16 protein-coding genes are annotated in these 18,017 nt (G+C 69.2%); 12 read left to right on the forward strand and 4 right to left on the reverse strand.

Annotated elements, in window-relative coordinates:
• Positions 1-9: 9 nt before the first annotated feature.
• Positions 10-702, reverse strand: a complete 693-nt coding sequence (locus tag GRX31_RS19630; protein ID WP_160854337.1) for a GntR family transcriptional regulator — start codon at positions 700-702, stop codon at positions 10-12.
• Positions 703-759: 57 nt separating this feature from the next.
• The gene (locus GRX31_RS19635; RefSeq protein WP_126311032.1) at positions 760-2,538 is read right to left on the reverse strand and encodes an IlvD/Edd family dehydratase; all 1,779 of its coding nucleotides are present in this window, start codon (positions 2,536-2,538) and stop codon (positions 760-762) included.
• 203 nt (positions 2,539-2,741) lie between these two features.
• Between GRX31_RS19635 and GRX31_RS19640 the strand changes: the two genes are divergently transcribed.
• The 7 genes from GRX31_RS19640 to GRX31_RS19670 all read left to right on the forward strand — a co-directional run bounded on the left by GRX31_RS19640 (position 2,742) and on the right by GRX31_RS19670 (position 9,546).
• Positions 2,742-3,770: a Bug family tripartite tricarboxylate transporter substrate binding protein gene (locus GRX31_RS19640; protein ID WP_160854339.1), complete on the forward strand. Its 1,029-nt coding sequence runs from the start codon at positions 2,742-2,744 to the stop codon at positions 3,768-3,770.
• 142 nt (positions 3,771-3,912) lie between these two features.
• Positions 3,913-4,854, forward strand: coding sequence for an AraC family transcriptional regulator (locus GRX31_RS19645; RefSeq protein ID WP_016448374.1), 942 nt, complete (start codon positions 3,913-3,915; stop codon positions 4,852-4,854).
• A 130-nt stretch (positions 4,855-4,984) separates the two neighbouring features.
• Complete coding sequence (locus GRX31_RS19650) at positions 4,985-5,569, forward strand: carboxymuconolactone decarboxylase family protein (RefSeq protein WP_096914104.1); 585 nt, start codon at positions 4,985-4,987, stop codon at positions 5,567-5,569.
• Entirely contained in the window at positions 5,559-6,656 is a 1,098-nt protein-coding gene (locus GRX31_RS19655) for an acyl-CoA dehydrogenase family protein (RefSeq protein ID WP_160854341.1), read from the forward strand. The genes GRX31_RS19650 and GRX31_RS19655 overlap by 11 nt, the downstream gene beginning before the upstream one ends.
• A complete protein-coding gene (locus GRX31_RS19660) occupies positions 6,653-7,468 on the forward strand; it encodes an ABC transporter ATP-binding protein (protein WP_160854343.1) in 816 nt (271 codons plus the stop codon). Before GRX31_RS19655 ends, GRX31_RS19660 begins: the two co-directional genes overlap by 4 nt.
• A gap of 81 nt (positions 7,469-7,549) precedes the next feature.
• A complete protein-coding gene (locus GRX31_RS19665; RefSeq protein ID WP_016448371.1) occupies positions 7,550-8,791 on the forward strand; it encodes an ABC transporter substrate-binding protein in 1,242 nt (413 codons plus the stop codon).
• Positions 8,788-9,546: an ABC transporter permease gene (locus GRX31_RS19670; RefSeq protein WP_016452684.1), complete on the forward strand. Its 759-nt coding sequence runs from the start codon at positions 8,788-8,790 to the stop codon at positions 9,544-9,546. The genes GRX31_RS19665 and GRX31_RS19670 overlap by 4 nt, the downstream gene beginning before the upstream one ends.
• Positions 9,547-9,568: 22 nt before the next feature.
• On the opposite strand, the gene GRX31_RS19675 is transcribed toward GRX31_RS19670, so the two are convergent.
• Positions 9,569-11,155: an Ig-like domain repeat protein gene (locus GRX31_RS19675; protein WP_160854345.1), complete on the reverse strand. Its 1,587-nt coding sequence runs from the start codon at positions 11,153-11,155 to the stop codon at positions 9,569-9,571.
• 229 nt (positions 11,156-11,384) lie between these two features.
• On the opposite strand from GRX31_RS19675, the gene GRX31_RS19680 reads away from it, so the two are divergent.
• From GRX31_RS19680 to GRX31_RS19690, 3 genes are all read left to right on the forward strand, one after another.
• Entirely contained in the window at positions 11,385-12,137 is a 753-nt protein-coding gene (locus GRX31_RS19680) for a helix-turn-helix transcriptional regulator (RefSeq protein WP_160854347.1), read from the forward strand.
• Positions 12,138-12,533: 396 nt separating this feature from the next.
• Positions 12,534-12,701: a Com family DNA-binding transcriptional regulator gene (locus GRX31_RS19685; RefSeq protein ID WP_080649906.1), complete on the forward strand. Its 168-nt coding sequence runs from the start codon at positions 12,534-12,536 to the stop codon at positions 12,699-12,701.
• 9 nt (positions 12,702-12,710) lie between these two features.
• Positions 12,711-13,418: a hypothetical protein gene (locus GRX31_RS19690; RefSeq protein WP_016452681.1), complete on the forward strand. Its 708-nt coding sequence runs from the start codon at positions 12,711-12,713 to the stop codon at positions 13,416-13,418.
• Between the two features lie 75 nt (positions 13,419-13,493).
• Here GRX31_RS19690 and GRX31_RS19695 read toward each other — a convergent pair whose 3' ends face one another.
• Positions 13,494-13,757: a hypothetical protein gene (locus GRX31_RS19695; RefSeq protein ID WP_017407154.1), complete on the reverse strand. Its 264-nt coding sequence runs from the start codon at positions 13,755-13,757 to the stop codon at positions 13,494-13,496.
• 155 nt (positions 13,758-13,912) lie between these two features.
• Here GRX31_RS19695 and GRX31_RS19700 point away from each other — a divergent pair, with 155 nt between their 5' ends.
• Both GRX31_RS19700 and GRX31_RS19705 read left to right on the forward strand, forming a co-directional pair.
• On the forward strand, positions 13,913-15,586 hold the full coding sequence (locus GRX31_RS19700; RefSeq protein ID WP_160854349.1) for a VRR-NUC domain-containing protein: 1,674 nt from the start codon (positions 13,913-13,915) through the stop codon (positions 15,584-15,586).
• Positions 15,583-17,946 (forward strand): helicase C-terminal domain-containing protein, encoded by a 2,364-nt coding sequence (locus GRX31_RS19705; protein ID WP_160854351.1) that lies wholly within the window; start codon positions 15,583-15,585, stop codon positions 17,944-17,946. The genes GRX31_RS19700 and GRX31_RS19705 overlap by 4 nt, the downstream gene beginning before the upstream one ends.
• The last annotated feature ends 71 nt before the right edge of the window (positions 17,947-18,017 follow it).

The following is an 18,017-nucleotide window of genomic DNA, read 5'->3' on the forward strand; positions in this document are numbered from 1 at the left end:
TGACTTCGCCTACAACCGCTGCAACTGCGCATTCAGATACGCATCGCGCGAGGGCAGCAGGTGCTCGGCGCACAGGCGGACCAGGGCGTCGCGGTCCCGGGCGCGCAGGGCTTCGATCATTTGCCAGTGTTCCTGGCGTGCGCGCTCGCGGTAGTCGGCCGAGACCAGGGAGGCGAAGCGGATGGGGTGCGTCTGGCGCGCGTATTCGGTGATGGCCTTGTGCAGCGTGTCGTTGCCCGCCAGCGCAAACAGTTCCTGGTGAAAGGCCAGGTTGATGCGGAACACCAGGCGCGCGTTGCCTTCGGCCACGGCGGCGTCGTGCTGCTGCTGGATGGAGGTCAGGCGTTCGAGCCTCTCGGCCGGCACGGGCAGGGGGATCTTGCGGGCAGCCTCCACTTCGAGCATGCCGCGCAGCTCGTACAGTTCCTGCACTTCCTGGGTGGAGAAGGAGCGCACCAGGGCGCCCACGTTCTTGCGGCGCTCGATGAGGCCCATGCGGTCCAGCGCGGCCAGGGCCTCGCGGGCCACATGGCGCTTGACGTCGAAGCGGGCCATGAGGTCGTCCTCCACCAGGCGCTCGCGCGGGTGCAGCCGGCCGAAGACCACGTCCTCTTCCAGCGCGGCCACCATGGCGCCCAGGGCGTCGGCTGCGGGGGCGGGTTCGGCATCCAGGGAAATCGGCAGTGAGGCGGCAGCGACCATCAAGACAGGCGGTTGGGACAAAGACGCCATTTTGTCCGAATTGACCGCCTGCGCCGACTATTCACGCCGGCCGGGAATGGTGCCGCGCTCGGTGGCGCAGCGCAGGAAGTCGAAGTCCACGCCCTGGTCGGCCTGGTTCACGGTGGTGAGGAAGAGCTTGCGGTAGCCGCGCTCGGCCGTGGGCACGGCCACCGGCTGCTCGCGGGCGCGGCGGGCCAGTTCCTCGTCGCCGACCTGCAGCGTCAGCTCGCGGCGCGCCACCGACAGCGTGATGCGGTCGCCATTCCTCACATGGGCCAGCGGCCCTCCCACGGCCGATTCGGGCGTGACGTGCAGCACGATGGTGCCGAAGGCCGTGCCGCTCATGCGCCCGTCGGAGATGCGCACGATGTCCTTGACGCCGGCCCGCGCCAGCTTGCGCGGGATGGGGATGTAGCCGGCCTCGGGCATGCCGGGCGCGCCCTTGGGGCCGATGTTCTTGAGCACGAGGATGTCGTCGGCCGTCACGTCCAGGTCGTCGCTGTCGATGCGGTGGGCCAGGTCGGCCGCGTTCTCGAAGACCACGGCGCGGCCTTCGTGCTCCATGAGCCGAGGATGGGCGGCCGACTGCTTGATGATGGCGCCGCCCGGCGCCAGGTTGCCCTGCAGCACGGCGATGCCGCCCTGCGGGTAGATGGGGTTGGAGCGCGGGCGCACCACGTCCTGCGCAAAGCCGGGGCCGGCGCGGTCGATCTCTTCGCCCAGCGTGCGGCCGGTGACGGTGAGGGCGTCCAGGTTCAGCAGGGGCTTGAGCTCGCGCAGCAGCGTGGCCATGCCGCCCGCGTGGTGGAAGTCCTCCATGTAGTGGTCGCCCGAGGGCTTGAGGTCCAGCAGCACGGGCGTGTCGCGGCCCATGCGGTCCAGGGCCTTGAGGTCGATGTCATAGCCCATGCGCCCCGCAATGGCGGCCAGGTGCACGAGCCCGTTGGTGGAGCCGCCGATGGCCAGCAGCACGCGCATGGCGTTCTCGAAGGCGGCGGGCGTGAGGATTTTGTCGATGGTCAGGCCCCCGCGCGCCATGCGCACGGCCTCGGTGCCGGTCTGCTCGGCAATGCGGATGCGGTCGGCCGTGACGGCGGGGGGCGAGGCGCCGCCGGGCACGGTCATGCCCAGCGCCTCGGCAATGCAGGCCATGGTGCTGGCCGTGCCCATGACCGAGCAGGTACCCACGCTGGCCACCAGCTGGTTGTTCACGTCGGCGATCTCTTCGGCGTCGATCTCTTCGGCGCGGAACTTGCCCCAGTAGCGGCGGCAGTCCGTGCAGGCGCCCACGCGCTCGCTGCGGTGCGAGCCGGTGAGCATCGACCCGGTGATCAGCTGGATGGCCGGAATGCCCGCCGAGGCCGCTCCCATCAACTGGGCCGGCACCGTCTTGTCGCAGCCGCCGATGAGCACGATGGCATCCATGGGCTGGGCGCGGATCATCTCCTCGGTGTCCATGGACATGAGGTTGCGCAGGTACATGCTGGTCGGCGCCGAGAAGCTTTCGTGCACCGAGATGGTGGGGAAGTCCATGGGCAGGCCACCCGCCAGCATCACGCCGCGCTTGACGGCCTCGATCAGCTGGGGCGCATTGCCGTGGCAGGGGTTGTAGCTGCTGCCCGTGTTGGTGATGCCTATGACGGGCCGCTGCAGCGCCGAGTCCGTGTAGCCCGCGCCCTTGATGAAGGCCTTGCGCAGGAACAGCGAAAAGCCGCGGTCGCCGTAGTTGGTCAGGCCCTTGGAGATGCCCGTGGCCGCATCGGCGGGGGCGATGTCATGGCCTGGAGCGCCATCGGGAGTCTTGGGGTCGGTCATGGGTGGGGTGCTTTGCAGAGGGTCTTGGCGGGGTCGGAAGGCAGGCGCTGCCTTGTCGTGGGGCAGGATAGCGGCGGATGCCGCGGATTATTATCGTTGTTATCACCTATATTATTAATAATCTATCTGGCCAACCATGCAGCCGTGCCCGGAGTGCGTGCCGGGCATGTTTTTCCGACACAAGACAAAAGGAGGAGACACCCATGGTTGTTGCTGCATCCCGCATCCGTCGCATTCATGCGCCCAACCGGCGCGCCGCCCTGGCTGCGGTGCTGCTGGCCGCGCTGGCGCTGGGCCCAGGCCTGGCCACGCCCGCGCTGGCCGACGGCGCCTATCCGGCCCGGCCCATCAAGCTGGTCGTTCCGTACACGCCCGGGGGCGCCACCGACGTGATCGGCCGCGTGGTGGGGCAAAGGCTCTCGCTGGCGCTGGGCCAGCCCGTGGTGGTGGAGAACCGGGCCGGCGCGGCCGGCAACCTGGGCGCCGCGGCCGTGGCCAAGGAAAGGCCCGATGGCTATACGCTGCTGCTGGGCGCGCTGACCAGCCATTCCATCAACAGCGTGCTCATGCCTGCCACGGCGGGCTTCACCATGGACAAGAGCTTCGCGCCCATAGCCGTGGTGGGCCGCGTGCCGCTGGTGATCACCGTGGGGCCGTCGGTGACGTCGGCCAATCTGGCGGAGTTCATCGCGCTGGCCAAAGCGAAGCCGGGCGGGCTGAACTACGGCTCCTCGGGCAATGGCTCACCCCAGCATCTGGCGGCCGAGCTGTTCAAGCGGCAGGCCGGCGTGCCGCTGACGCATGTGCCCTACAAGGGCAGCACGCCCGCGCTCAACGACCTCATGGGCGGCCAGGTGGATGTGGTGTTCGACACCCTGCCCGCCACGCAGGGCTTCATCAAGGGCGGGCGGCTGCGCGGCCTGGCCGTGACCACGGCGCAGCGCGTGCCCTCCATTGCCGACATTCCCACCACGGCCGAGGCCGGGCTGTCGGGCTTTGAGGTGACGTCGATGTTCGGCCTGCTGGCGCCTGCGGGCACGCCCGCGCCCATCGTCGCCCGGCTCAGCGGCGCGCTCAAGGAGGTGATGGGGCAGCAGGAAGTGAAGGACGCCCTGGTCGCCCAGGGCGCCATGCCCACCTTCACCACGCCTGCCGAGGCGCGCATGCAGATCGCCAAGGAGGTGGGCCGCTGGTCGGCCGTGATCAAGGAGTCGGATATCAAGCCGGACTGAGGCCGGGTGCGGGGCGGGGCCGGGTGGGGCCGCACTGATATCGGTAAGGGCACAAGCATATGCCCAAAGATTCGTTCCCCCGCGCCTGCATCGTGGCGATACTGGCCGGCCGCATTCCCTCCACTGCCTTGCCTGTACCACCGTGCTACCCGACCCAGTCCCCGACAGCGCGGCCGAAGCGCAGGTCGATCGCGTCATCGACGGCCTGCTCAACGGCCTGCAATGGCGCGCCAGCGTGTTCCACGTGGGGCAGTACTGCGGGCGCTGGCGGGCCTCCACGGCGGGGCGCGCGCGGGCCAGCTTTCACCTGATCCTGGACGGGCGCTGCTGGCTGCACCTGCCGGGCCAGCCCTCGGTGGAGCTGCAGCCGCGCGACGGCGTGTTCCTCTCGCGCGATGTGCCGCATTTCATCTCGCCCTATGCCGACCCGGACATGGCCTGCGCCCCGCAGGCCATGCGCCCCGCCACGGGCGATGCCGGCATCGGAGAGACGGCGCTGGCCTGCGGCTTCTTCACCTTCGAGGGGCCCATGCGCGGCCTGCTGGTCGATGCCTTCCCCGACCACCTGGTGCTGCGCGGCGACGACCATGCGATGAGCGGCGCCTCCATGCTGTTCGACCTGATGCGCGCCGAGGCGCTGCGCACGGGCACCGAGCCCTCGGCCGTGATGGACCGGCTGGTGGGCCTGCTGTTCTTCTACGGCCTGCGCCAGCTCGCGCATGGCGATGCGCGGGCGCGCGGCATCTGGAGCCTGCTGCGCCGGCCGGGCTTTGCGCCGCTGGTGGCCGAGCTGCTGCGCGAGCCGGCCCGCAACTGGAGCGTGGCCGACATGGCCGCGCGCGTGTGCCTGTCGCGCGCCACGTTCTTTCGGCAGTTCGCCGAGGCCTGCGGCCAGCCGCCCCAGCAATTCCTGCTGCTGCTGCGCATGCAGCTGGCCGCGCGCCGCCTGGCCCAGGGCGAGGCGATAGGCCAGGTGGCCGAGGCCGTGGGCTACGAGTCCTACGCGGCATTCTCGCGTGCCTTCAAGCGCGTGATGGGCGAGCAGCCCGGCGCCTGGCAGCGCGCGCAGGCACGCTGCTGCTGAGCCGCCATCCGAGCCCGCCGCATCTGCCTGCGGGTTGACACGTTCGGGCATAAATCCGCGACGCGGCGGCATTGATGGCAAGGGGGGCGCGGCCGATCATGAAGGCATTCCTTCATTCCTGCAAAGCACCATGGCACGCCTGACCCTGCACACCCCGCAAACCGCTCCTGAAGCCAGCCGCCCCTTCGTGGAGCGCGCCCTGGCCGGCAACGGATTCCTGCCCAACCTGATCGCCATCCTGGCCAACTCGCCCCAGGCGCTGGAGACCTATGTGACCGTGGGCCAGATCAACGCGCGCGCCCAGCTCACGCTGGCCGAGCGCGAAGTGGTGCAGATCACGGCGGCGCGCATCCATGGCTGCGACTTCTGCGTGGCCGGCCACACCAAGCTGGCCTTCAAGCAGGCCGGCCTGACCCAGGCCGAGGTGGTGGCGCTGCAGGACGGCCGCGACACGGGCCAGCCGCGCCTGGACGCCGTGCGCCGCTTTGCCGAAGCCGTGATCGCCACGCGCGGCGCCGTCGCCGACGAGGCCCTGGCCGCCTTCCATGCGGCCGGCTTCAGCGAGCAGCAGGCGCTGGAGGTGGTGCTGGGCATCAGCCTGGCCACGCTGTGCAACTTTGCCAACAGCCTGGCGCAAAGCCCCGTCAACCCGCAACTGCAGCCCTATCTGCCCGAACAGTTCCGACAACCGCAGGAGAACGCACATGCTGGCTGATTCGCTGCGGCAGTGGCTGGACGCCCATGCCGACTCCCTGGACGAAGGCCCCGCGCATGCGCACGAGGTGCTGCCCCGGCTGGCGCAGCACGGCCTGTTCGGCCTGGGCGTGCCCGTGGCCGATGGCGGGCAGGGCGGCAGCCTGGGCGATGCGCTGGAGGCCATTGCCGGCGTGGCCGGGCATTCGCTGACGGCGGGCTTCGTGTTCTGGGCGCAGCGCGCCTTTGTCGAATACCTGCTGCAGTCGCCCAACGCGGCGCTGCGCCAGCGCTGGCTGCCGGGCCTGCTGCAGGGCACGCAGGCGGGCGCCACGGGCCTGTCCAACGCCATGAAGTACCTGGGCGGCATCGAGGCCCTGCAGGTCGAGGCCACGCCCGTCGGCACTGTCGGCGCCGTCGGCGCCGACGGCCTTGCACTGCGCGGGCGCGTGCCCTGGGCCACCAACCTGGTGCCGCCGGGTCGCTTCGTGGTGGCCGTTGCCGTCTCGCGCAGCGACGGTGCAAAGCCCTTCGTTGCCGCGCTGCCCGGCGATGCGGCGGGCCTGCAGCGCAGCGCCGACCTGGACCTGATCGCGCTGCGCGGCAGCCATACGGCGGCGCTGTCCATCGAGGGGCTGCAGATCGGTCCGGCCGATGTGATCCATGCCGACGCCAACCATTTCCTGCCGCGCGTGCGGCCCGCCTTCATGGGCCTGCAGCTGGGGCTGTGCATCGGCCTGGCGCGCGCCTCGCTGGCGGCGGCCTCGGCCCGTGCCGGCGCCGGGCGCGATGTGCTGGGCGGCCCGCTGCAGCAGCAGCGCCACGCGCTGGAGCTGGCCACGGCCACGCTGCATGCGGGCCTGTCCGAGGGGCGTTTTCTTGACCGACCTCAAGCCCTGTTCCGCCTGCGCCTGGAATTGAACGACATCGTGCAGCAGTCCCTGCAGCTGGAGCTGCACGCCAGCGGCGGGCGCGCTTATCATCGCGACCAGCCGCTGGGATTTGCGCGCCGTTGGCGCGAGGCGGCCTTCATCCCCATCGTGACGCCCAGCGTCACGCAGCTACAGGGCGCGCTGGCTGGCGCGGCCCTGGCAACCACCAGTTCATGACCCAGACGGAAGCTTTCTCCCCTGACGCTCCCGCGCCCGTGCTGCAGGCACGCGGCGCGGGCTTTGGCTATGCGCCCGGCAAGGCCGTGTTCGAGGACATCTCCCTGAGCATTGCCCCGCGCGAGATCGTCTGCCTGCTCGGCGGCAGCGGCTGCGGCAAGTCCTCGCTGCTGCGCGTGCTCGGCGGCCTCGAATCACCGGACGGCGGTGCCTGGAGCCGGGGCGAGCTCCAGTTCCTCGGCCAGCCGCTGACCGCGCCGCATCCGCGCGCGGGCTTCGTGTTCCAGCAGCCCAGCCTGCTGCCCTGGCTGGACGCGCGGCGCAACGTGGGCTTCGGCCTGGACTTCGAGCGCCAGCCGAAGCTGGAGGCCGAGGCCCGCCGCCAGCGCGTGGAGCAGGCGCTGCAGGCCGTGGGCCTGGGCGGCAACGGCGCGCTCTATCCCTCGCAGCTGTCGGGCGGCATGGCCCAGCGCGTGGCCCTGGCGCGCGCCCTGGCGCGCGAGCCGCAGCTGCTGCTGGCCGACGAGCCGTTCTCGGCCCTGGACGCCATCACGCGCGCCGAGATGCAGGAGCTGATGGTGGACGTGGTCCACCGCTGGCACACGGCGGCGCTGCTGGTCACGCATGACATCGACGAGGCCATCCTCGTGGGCGACCGCATCCTGCTGATGGGCGGGCGGCCCGGCCACATCGTGCGCGAATGGCGCGTGGACATTGCGCGCCCGCGCGAGGACCAGGCCGCCGCCGTGACCGCGCTGCGGCTGGACATCCTCTCGGCCCTGCACGGCGTGCGCCATGCGGCCCAGGCCTGATCCGGCTCGCCTGTCTGCCGATCCGCCTGCAGATCCGCCATTTCTTCGACTTCAACCATGCTCTTCTGAAAGGTCTTTCGCATGAGCTTCCAGGACCACCCTTCCTACACCCACATCTGCGCCTCGTCGGACTGCGGCTGCGGCCTCACGCGGCGCGACATGCTGCGCCTGGGCGCGCTGGCCACGGCCTCCGTGGCCGCGCCGCTGCTGGCCGCAGGCGATGCGCGCGCCCAGGCCTTCAAGGGCGATGACCAGCCCGTGAAGATCGGCTACCTGCCCATCACCGACGCCACGCCGCTGCTGGTGGCCCACGGCAACGGCCTGTTCGAGGCCGAAGGCCTCAAGGCCGAGGCGCCGCGCCTGTTCCGCTCCTGGGCCCAGATCGTCGAGGCCTTCGTCTCGGGCCAGGTCAACGTCATCCACCTGCTCACGCCCTCCACGCTGTGGGTGCGCTACGGCGCCAAGTTCCCCGCCAAGATCGTGGCCTGGAACCACGTCAACGGCTCGGGCCTGACCGTGCTGCCCGAGATCCAGAAGGTGCAGGACCTGGGCGGCAAGACCGTGGCGATCCCGTTCTGGTACTCCATCCACAACATCCTGCTGCAGGACGTGCTGCGCAAGGCCGGCCTCACGGCCGTGACGCGGGCGCGCGGCGGCGCCATTGCGGCCAACGAGGTCAACCTCGTCGTGCTGGCACCGGCCGAAATGGTCTCGGCCCTGGCCGGCAAGTCGATTGCGGGCTTCATCGTGGCCGAGCCCTTCAATGCCGCCGCCGAGATCGCGGGCGTGGGCAAGATGCTGCGCTTCTCGGGCGATGTCTGGAAGGACCACGCCTGCTGCGTCACCTTCCTGGCCGAGCGCGATATCGCCGACAAGCCCGAATGGGCCCAGCGCGTGACCAATGCCGTGGTCAAGGCCCAGCTGTGGACACGCGACAACCGCCTGGCCGCCGCGCGCCTGCTGTCGAGCACGGGCGAGCGCCGCTACACGCCGCATCCGCAGCAGACGCTGTCCAAGGTGCTGGCCGCCACCGACTACGCCAGCTACGAGGCCAGCGGCGTGGTCGTCAACAAGGGCTGGCACCAGCGGCGCATCGACTTCCAGCCCTATCCCTATCCCTCGTACACCGAGCAGCTGGTGCGCGCCATCAAGGCCACCAAGGTCGAGGGCGACACGCGCTTCCTCGACAAGCTGGAGCCCAGGTTTGCGGCCACTGACCTGGTGGACGACCGCTTCGTGCGCAAGGCCATCCAGGCCGTGGGCGGCCCGCAGGTCTTCGGCATTCCGGCTGATTTCTCGCGCCGCGAAACCATCGTGGTGTGATCCAGGTGTTGCGACGTATTGGATTGCCGCTGCTGGGCGCGGCCCTGGTCCTGGCCCTGTGGTGGGTGGGCGGCGCGCTGCTGGCGCGCAGCACGCCCGTGGCTGCGGCCTTTGCGCCCTGGCCTTCGCTGCAGGCGCTGGGCCAGCTGCTGACGGGCGCCGACATCTGGATGCACACCCTGCTGAGCCTGCAGCGCGTGGCCGTGGGCCTGCTGCTGGCCTTCGTGGTCGGCGTGCCGCTGGGCGTGCTGGTGGGCCTGTCGCGCGGGTTCTCGCAGGCGTTCTCGCCCGTGTTCCAGTTCCTGCGCATGATCTCGCCGCTGTCGTGGATGCCCATTGCCGTGATGGTGCTGGGCGTGGGCGACGCGCCCGTTTACTTCCTGCTGGCCTTCGCCGCCGTCTGGCCCATCCTGCTGAGCACGGCGGCCGGCGTGGCCCAGCTGGACCGCAACTGGCTGCTGCTGGCGCGCAGCCTGTCGGCCACGCGCACCGAGACCGTGCTGCGCGTGGTGCTGCCCGGCATCACGGCCCAGATCCTCACGGGCGTGCGCCTGGCCATCGGCATCATCTGGATCGTGCTGGTGCCCGCGGAAATGCTGGGCGTGTCGGCCGGGCTGGGCTACTTCATCCTCGACACGCGCGACCGCCTGGCGTATTCGGAGCTGATGGCTGCCGTGGTGCTGATCGGTGCCCTGGGCTATGCGCTGGACCATGCGGCGCGGTGGCTGCACCAGCGCTGGATGCATTCGGCCTGAGGCCTGCGGGCAGGCGGCGGCATCAGGTGCCGTGCACGCGGCGCAGCCGCAGTCCTGCCCATCCCGTCAGCACGGCGCACAGCAGCACTCCCCAGGGGCCCAGCGCGGGCACGGGGGTGGCTGTGGCCGGGGCCGGGGCTGCGGGCTCCACGGTCTGGGCCCATGCGCCGCTGTCCGCGGCGAGATAGTTCGCATCGCCGCCGTACCGGGCCACGATGGCATGCGGGCCGGCCACCGTCAGTTGGGTGGTGGCGATGATGGCCCTGGCATTGGACAAACCTGCCGTGCCCAGCGACAGGCCGCCAGCCAGGATTTCGACCGTTCCCGTCGGGACGGCGGCGGTGCCCAGGGAGACATCGGGTGCGACCACCACGGAGAAGGACAGCGACTGCCCGGAGCGCGAGGGATTGGCGCTGGAGGTCAGCGTGACACGGGAGGGGCCCTGTCCCACCGCCGCCATCTGCACCGCCTGCGGAGCCGCGTCATGGTCCGCATCGCCGAGCTGGCTGGCGTTGATCGTGCATGTCCCTGCGGCCTGGAAGCGGATGGTGCTGCCGGAGGCGCTGCAGATCGCCGCGGTCAATGCATCCACGGCGAACATGACGGGGTTTCCCGAGGCGCCTCCGACGGCGGCCACGTCATAGGTATCCCCCACCCGTGCGCCGGCCGGTGGTGCCGTGGTGAAGGTGATGGCCTGCGGCGCTTTGGCGATGGCACCTGCCGCCGCCGGGCAACTGGTATCGCTGGCCGGCCAGTAGCGGTTGCCCGTCCCCGTGAACGTTTCGCCGCCACAGTTGTTGCCGGGCGCGTTGTTCGTGATCTGGTTGCCGTGGAGTGTGCGGGGGCGGGTGAGCGTGAACGAGACGCCGGCACCCGAGCCCGGAGACGCCAGCGCGTTGCCGGTGACGGTGCTGTCGGTCATAGTGGTCGGCACCCCGCTGCGCAGGCCCCCGCCCAGCGTGCGGGCCGTGTTGCCGGACAGGCGGCTGCGCTCCACCGTCAGCGAGCCGCTGCCTGTGCTGTAGATGGCACCGCCCTGTCCCCCTGCCTGGTTGCCGCTGAACACACTGTCCACGATGGTCACCGTGCTGTCGCGGCTGTACAGTCCCCCGCCGTTGATGCCGGCCGTGCTGTCCTGCACCACGCTGCGCTCCAGGCGCAGGGTGACGCCGTTGTCCAGGTAGATGGCGCCGCCGTCTTCACCGGCGGCGGTCTGCCCGCCGCGCAGTGTCAGGCCGCGCAGCGTGAGCTGGACACCGCTGCCCTGGGCCGACACCAGGCGGGAGGCATTGCCCCCATCGAGCGCCACCCGCTGGTCCCCGTCGATCGTGATGTCCGAGGTGGTGAAGTTGAGGTCGATGGAATGGCCTGCCAATGCAATGGCGGTGAGGCTGCCTGCCGGAAAGACGGCCGGGTCGAACACGATGGTGTCCGCGCCATTGCCCGATATGCATGCGCCGTTGCCCCAACTGCCGTCATCCATCTGGGCACTGGTCAATGCCTCATTCAGGCTGCAGTCCGCTGCACCGGGCGTGTTGTCCGTGGTATTGACCACGATGGTCGCGGCCTGGCCATTGAGTGCCAGCAGGCTGCACAGCGCGCCAGGCACTGCCAGAAGCCGGAGGCGTCGAAGGGGTCTGTGAAGAAAAGCGTGCACGGTTCCTCCCGTTGCGCTGCGTGTCCCGGGCAGACCCGCGCGCTGTTGTTGCGGACCGCGTGACCTTAGCTTTCTGCGAAGATCGTGAAAATGTGCCGACGGCACATCGCAGGCCTGAAAATGCGGCCTCAGCCGGCCCACCTATCGCCAGCACCTCGAGCACGCCATTGGATTTCGCGACATGACCCTGTCAACGCAGCAACTGGGGCAACTCAATCAGGCCATCCTCGCGGTGCACGGCGCGCCCGATCTGCACGCGCTGGCCACGCATTTGCTGCACGCGCTGCGCCTGGTGGTGCCGGGTGACATTCGGGTGGTGGATTTCTCCGGCATTGCGGAAGTCCGTGGCTACACGGCCTACGATCCGGTGCGGGCCATTTCCTCCGAAGTCAACGCTGCGGTGCACCGGCATCTGGCCGACAACCCCTTGTATCGGCAGCGCCAGACGCAGGCCGCCAGCATTTCCGACCTGCTGACTCGCGGGCAATGGCAGAGGACGGCGCTCTATGCCCAGGCCTACTCCCAGGTGGGCCAGCAGGACGGACTCGCGCTGGACGTGGACCTGGGCCACGGAGCGATGCTGACCCTCAATGTCACACGCGCCTCGCGCGGCTACACCGCGGCGGAGCGCATGGCGCTGACCTTGCTGGGGCCGCATGCGCAGGCGCAGTGGCGGCGCCTGAGCCAGCAGCAGCGAATCAGCCAGGCGGCATGGCAGGCGCTCTCATCGGGCTCGCCGGCTGCCGACGTGCTGAGCCCGCGCGAACGTGAAGTGCTGCAATGGGTCGCCAACGGCAACACCAACGCAGAAATCGCCACCATGCTGGAGTTGCGTGCAGGCACGGTGAAGCGGCACCTGGAAAACATCTACCGCAAGCTGGGAGCCGCCAATCGGCAGGACGCCTTGTCGAGGATGCGCAGGCCGGATTTGTAGCGCGTGTCGCGCGCTTGTGCGAACCCGCGCGAGCGCCGTGCGCGGGGCCAGCCCTTCGAGAAGCAGGGAAACCGGCCCTACGGCAGGACGCTCCGGCAGGCAATGCCAAACCGCTGGGCCAGCGCGTGCAGGCGCCTGTCTCGCGACCACAGGCTTGCTCGACGTAAGCGGTGCAGCTACGTCCGGCATAGTTTTACCTACAGGTTTCGCGCCAGCACAATAAAAGTCCGCCCAAGCCATACGGCGGACTTCCTGAAATCTACTGTGCCGAGGCCTCATGTTTTGTTTTGCCAGTTGCTCTCCTGTCGGCTTCAACGCCGTCCTTCTCAGCGGCGGTACGTTGCCATTTCTGGTGTCCGACGGCATGTTGTTTCAACCATTGCAGTGAGGCAGCGCATGGAGCAGGAAGTGAGATGCGCGAACTGCAATCGAAAGCTCGCCATGGGCGTCTTTCAGCTACTGAACATCAAGTGCCCGCGTTGCGGCACGTTGAATTCCCTGAGGGTCCAAGCGAACCCCCCACCCGAGTGCCGCCGAGCGCCTTCGACTCCATCCATTGAATAGGAGGCCTCCATGGCTCAAGTTTCCAAGGTTCTCGTCTCGGATCAGTACATGCCGCCGGACAACATCCAGCAGTACAAAAGCACGACGGGTTTCCCTCTTGTTTACGATTCGCGGCATATCAATCCGCATGCGCTCGTGTTCGACAACACGGGGCGTCCTGCCAACTACAACCCTGCCAACAACCGCCACACCATCGTGATGGATGTGCGCTTCAGCGATGGCTATCTGGCCGCTTGCCACATGGGCATCATTGCCAGGCACAAAGGCTCATACAGTGTGGCGGGTGACAACCGTGGCGGTGCTGTCATTGCGGGCAATTGGGGCTATTCGCCAGGCAGCGTGGCGCTTGAGGAAATTGAGATCACCAACACCAAGGACAACGGTGACTCGCACCATCGTCCGTCCGCTCAATATCCGCGTGGTGCCATCGGCGAGGCCAAGCTCGAGGAACTGCGCTGGTATCGACTGGTGATCGAAAGCATTTCCAAGAACGGCAGCATCGGCCACGCAGTCCGGGCAACGGACAAGAGTACGGGCCAGACCGTATTCAGCCTGCCAACCTTCTGGTCGGATTACTCGGCCAACTATGACTCCCGTGACGCAGGCAAGGTGGTGTTGTTCAGCATCAGTGATCCCAACAAGCCTGCCGCCGGCTTTGTCTATACACGCCTGATCAGCTATTGGTCGGATGCTGACGAGGTGATAGCCAATCCGTAAGTGATCTGAGAGCGGGTCCCAGGGCAGCGTGTAGCCGTATCGCCGCCATGCCCTGGTCCTCCTGGCAGGGAGTGGTCAATACGCATGCTGCCATGCGTTGCGCATCGTGCTGCCTTTGGTGGAAAGCCAGTCTGTAGGCGAGGGCCAGCGACACGCAATCTCCTGGGAATCCGGCATATCGGTTGCCCTGCCGCCAAGTGCTGCGAGGCGTTTGGCTGCCTGCACCCTCACGAAAGTTCTGAGGACTTGTTGGAACAGATCTGCCTCGTCCATGCCTGGCTCCAACATCTTCAGGGCTTCTTCGTACAAGGCATCGTCGATCGTCACGGTGATCCGCATGGCGGGCCCTCTGTCAACAAAACAGATGCAATTCTGGGTTTGCGCCAGCCTGCAGGCAAGCGCGCTTCCCTCCGAAGTGGTCACTCCTGTTTTGCTATGATGACTGTATAAAGATACAGTTTTCGAGCGGCCTGGCTGCCCGATCTGCCAGGCCCATGCTCCCTCCCCACCGCTTCTACTACCTGCACAACTTCCAGCGCGCGCTGGACTGGATTGGCCAGCGTTACGGCGATCTGCTGGACGCGCCCGAGCAGGCATTCCTCACCCGTTTCACGCAGCTGCCCCAGCCCTCGCAGGCGCTGATGGTGCGTTTGCTGATGCGGCGCGGGCCGTGGTTTCGGGCCGGCAAGCTGGTGTACGAAGAGATTCCCGGCATTGCCGACGCGGCCGCGCCCCTGCTCGAGCTGGGCTGGCTGGACGCGGACCACCCCATGGCGCTGGAGGAGCTGTTTGCGCTGCACACCAAGCCCGAGCTGCTGCAGCTGTTCGCAGGCGCACCCATTCACTCAGGCCTGCGCAAGGCCGAGCTTTTGCAGGCCCTGCAGCCCCTGCACGAGGCGCCCAGGCCCTATGCGCAATGGCACCAGGGCGTCGGAGCCGGCGAAGCCGCCTGGCGCGTGATGGTGGGCGCGCTGTGCGAGCGCTTTCGGCTGATGTTCTTCGGCAATCTCTACCAGGACTGGTCGGAATTCGTGCTGGCCGACCTGGGCGTGTTCCGCTACGAGGCCGTGGCCTTCGATGCGGCGTCACGGGCCTTCCAGTCGCGCGCCGATGTCGATGGCTACCTGGCCCTGCAGGCCTGCCGCGCGGCGCTGGATGAGGGCGTGGAGATCGATGCGCTGCTGCAGCAGGTGGCCGGATGCGCCAGCGGCAATGCCTGGCTGGAGCAGCGCCGCGCCAAGGTGCTGCTGCGCATAGGCCAGGCCTGCGAGCGCATGCAGGACTGGGAGCGTGCCGAGCAGGCCTATGCGCAAAGCCGCTACCCCGGCGCCCGCCACCGGCGCATGCGCGTGTACGAGCGCATGGAGCGCTTTGCCGATGCCATGGCGCTGGCCCAGGCCGCCCAGGCCCAGCCCGAGAGCGACGAGGAGCTGCAGCGCGTGGCGCGCATGCTGCCGCGCCTGCGCCGCAGCCTGGGGCAGGGCGCACGCGGGCGTGCGGCGGCGCTGGCGCCCGTGGTGGCGCAGATGCGCATGGACGTGGAGCTGGAGCTGCCGGCGCGGCCCAGCTCCGTCGAGTACGTGCTGCGCGACCACTGGCACAGCGACGCCGCGCCGGTGTTCTACGTGGAGAACGCGCTCATCAACTCGCTGTTCGGCCTGCTGTGCTGGCCGGCCATCTTCGCGCCGCTGCCGGGCGCTTTCTTCCACCCGTTCCAGAGCGGCCCGGCCGACCTGTCGGCGCCCGACTTCGTGCAGCGCCGCGCAGCCTTGTTCGAGGAATGCCTGGCGCATCTGGACGATGGCAGCTGGCGCGAGGTCATCGTGCAGCGCCATGCCGACAAGCAGGGCCTGCAGTCGCCCTTCGTGTTCTGGGGCACGCTGAGCGCGCCCCTGCTGGCGCTGGCGCTGGACTGCATTCCGGCTGCCCACCTCAAGCTGTTCTTTGCGCGGCTGCTGCGCGACGTGCAGGCCAACCGCACGGGCTTTCCCGATCTGGTGCGTTTCTGGCCGGCCGAGCGCCGCTACGAACTGGTCGAGGCCAAGGCCCCCGGCGACAAGCTGCAGGACAACCAGATCCGCTGGCTGCAGTACTGTGCCGAGCACGGCATTCCCGTGCGCGTGTGCCACGTCCAGTGGCGCGGCCAGCCGCTGGGAGAGGCCGCGTGAGCTACACCGTGGCCGTGCGCGCGCTGTGCGAGTTCACGGCACGCGCGGGCGACCTGGACCTGCGCTTCACGCCCGCGCCCAGCGCGCTGGAGGGCATGGCCGGCCACAGCCTGGTGCAGTCGCGCAGGGGCAAGGACTACGAGACCGAGATCAGCCTGGCCGGTGAGTACGGCGACCTGCGCGTGCGCGGCCGTGCCGACGGCTTCGATGCCCAGGCCGGCCAGCTGGAGGAAATCAAGACCTACCGCGGCCAGATCGAGGGCGTGCGCGCCCATCACCGGGCACTGCACTGGGCCCAGGCGCGCATCTATGCCCATCTGCTGTGCCAGGCGCGCGGCCTGCAGCGGCTGCGCGTGGCGCTGGTGTATTTCAACGTGGGCAACTCGGAGGAAACCGTGCTGGTGCAGGAGGAAGACGCGGCCACGCTGCGCGCCTTCTTCGAGCAGCAATGCGCGCTGTTCCTGGACTGGGCGCGCAGCGAGGCCGCCCACCGCACGGCGCGCGAGGCGGCGCTGGCCGCGCTGCGCTTTCCCATGCAGGGCTTTCGCGCGGGCCAGCGCGAGCTGGCCGTGGCCGTCTACCGCGTGGCGCGCGCGCAGCAGGGCGGCCAATGCCTGATGGCGCAGGCGCCCACGGGCATCGGCAAGACGCTGGGCACCATCTTCCCCATGCTCAAGGCCATGCCGGACCAGGGCCTGGACAGGCTGTTCTTCCTCACGGCCAAGGGCACGGGCCATGGCCTGGCGCTGCAGGCGCTGGCCAGCGTGAACCGGCAGATTGCCGAGCAGCACCAGCCACCGCCGCAGGAACCGGCTGCGCCACAACCGCTGCCCTCGCCACCCGCACCACCCGCACCACCCGCAAGGTTGCGCGTGCTCGCCATCCTGGCGCGCGACAAGGCCTGCGAGCATCCCGACAAGGCCTGCCACGGCGACTCCTGCCCGCTGGCGCGCGGCTTCTTCGACCGCCTGCCCGCCGCGCGCGCCGCCGCGCTGCAGCAGGTGCCCTGGGACCCGCCTGCCGTGCGTGCCGTGGCGCTGGCGCACGACATCTGCCCCTACTACCTGGCCCAGGAACTGGTGCGCTGGAGCGACGTGGTCGTGGCCGACTACCACTACTTCTACGACAGCGCCGCAATGCTGTACGCGCTCACCCAGGCCCAGCAATGGAAGGTGGGCGTGCTGGTGGACGAGGCCCACAACCTGCTCGAGCGCGCGCGCCGCATGTACACGGCCGAGCTGTCGCAGTTCGCCCTGGCGGCCGCCCGCAAGTCGGCCACCGGTGCCGTGCGCAAGGCGCTGGACCGGCTCAGCCGCAGCTGGAGCGCGCTGAACAAGGAACAGACCGCCAGCTACCAGGCCCATGAGGAAGTGCCCGCAGGCCTGCTGGGCGCCGTGCAGCGCGCCGTGGCCGCCATCGCCGACGCCAATGCCGACAGCCCCATGCTGCCCGGCGACCCGGTGCTGGACTTCTACTGGGAGGCGCTGCAGTTCATGGCGCTGGCCGAGCAGTTCGGCGGCCATGCGCTGTTCGATGTCCACCTGCTGCCCGGGCGCTCAGGCCCCCGTCGCACACCGGCCTCCACGCTGTGCATACGCTGCGTGGTGCCCGCGCCCCACCTGGCGGCACGCCATGCGGCGGCCCATGCCTCGGTGCTGTTCTCGGGCACGCTGAGCCCGCCGCACTTCTACCGCGACATCCTGGGCCTGCCCGAAGGCACGCACTGGCTGGAGGCCGACTCGCCCTTCCAGGCCGACCAGCTCGATGTGCAGGTGGCCGGCCACATCTCCACGCGCTACCGCGACCGCGACCGTTCGCTGCGGCCCATCGCCGACCTCGTGGCCGCGCAGTACGCGCGCCGGCCCGGCAACTACCTGTGCTTTTTCAGCAGCTTCGACTACCTGCAGCGCGTGGCCGAATGCCTGCAGCGTGCCCATCCCGATCTGCCGGTCTGGCTGCAGACCCCGTCCATGGACGAAGAGGGCCGCGCGGCCTTCCTGGCCCGCTTCACCGAAGCCGGGCAGGGCGTGGGCTTTGCGGTGCTGGGCGGGGCGTTCTCCGAGGGCGTGGACCTGCCCGGCGAGCGCCTCATCGGCGCCTTCGTGGCCACGCTGGGCCTGCCCCAGGTCAATCCCGTGAACGAAGAGATGAAGCGCGCCATGGATCGCCAGTTCGGCGCGGACAAGGGCTATGACTACAGCTACCTCTACCCGGGGCTGCGCAAGGTGGTCCAGGCCGCAGGCCGCGTCATCCGCAGCGAGCACGACCGCGGCGTGGTCTTTCTCATCGACGACCGCTATCGGCGCGGCGAGGTGCAGGCGCTGCTGCCGCGCTGGTGGCGGGTGGAGGGCATGCGATGATCCGGGGCCGCACCAGTCCACGACTGCCATCCCATCCCCATCCAGTCCCCCATCCCGCCCCCATCCAGGAG

Source organism: Delftia sp. CH05 (assembly GCF_009827015.1).
In the GTDB taxonomy this organism is placed as follows: Bacteria; Pseudomonadota; Gammaproteobacteria; order Burkholderiales; family Burkholderiaceae_C; genus Comamonas; species Comamonas tsuruhatensis.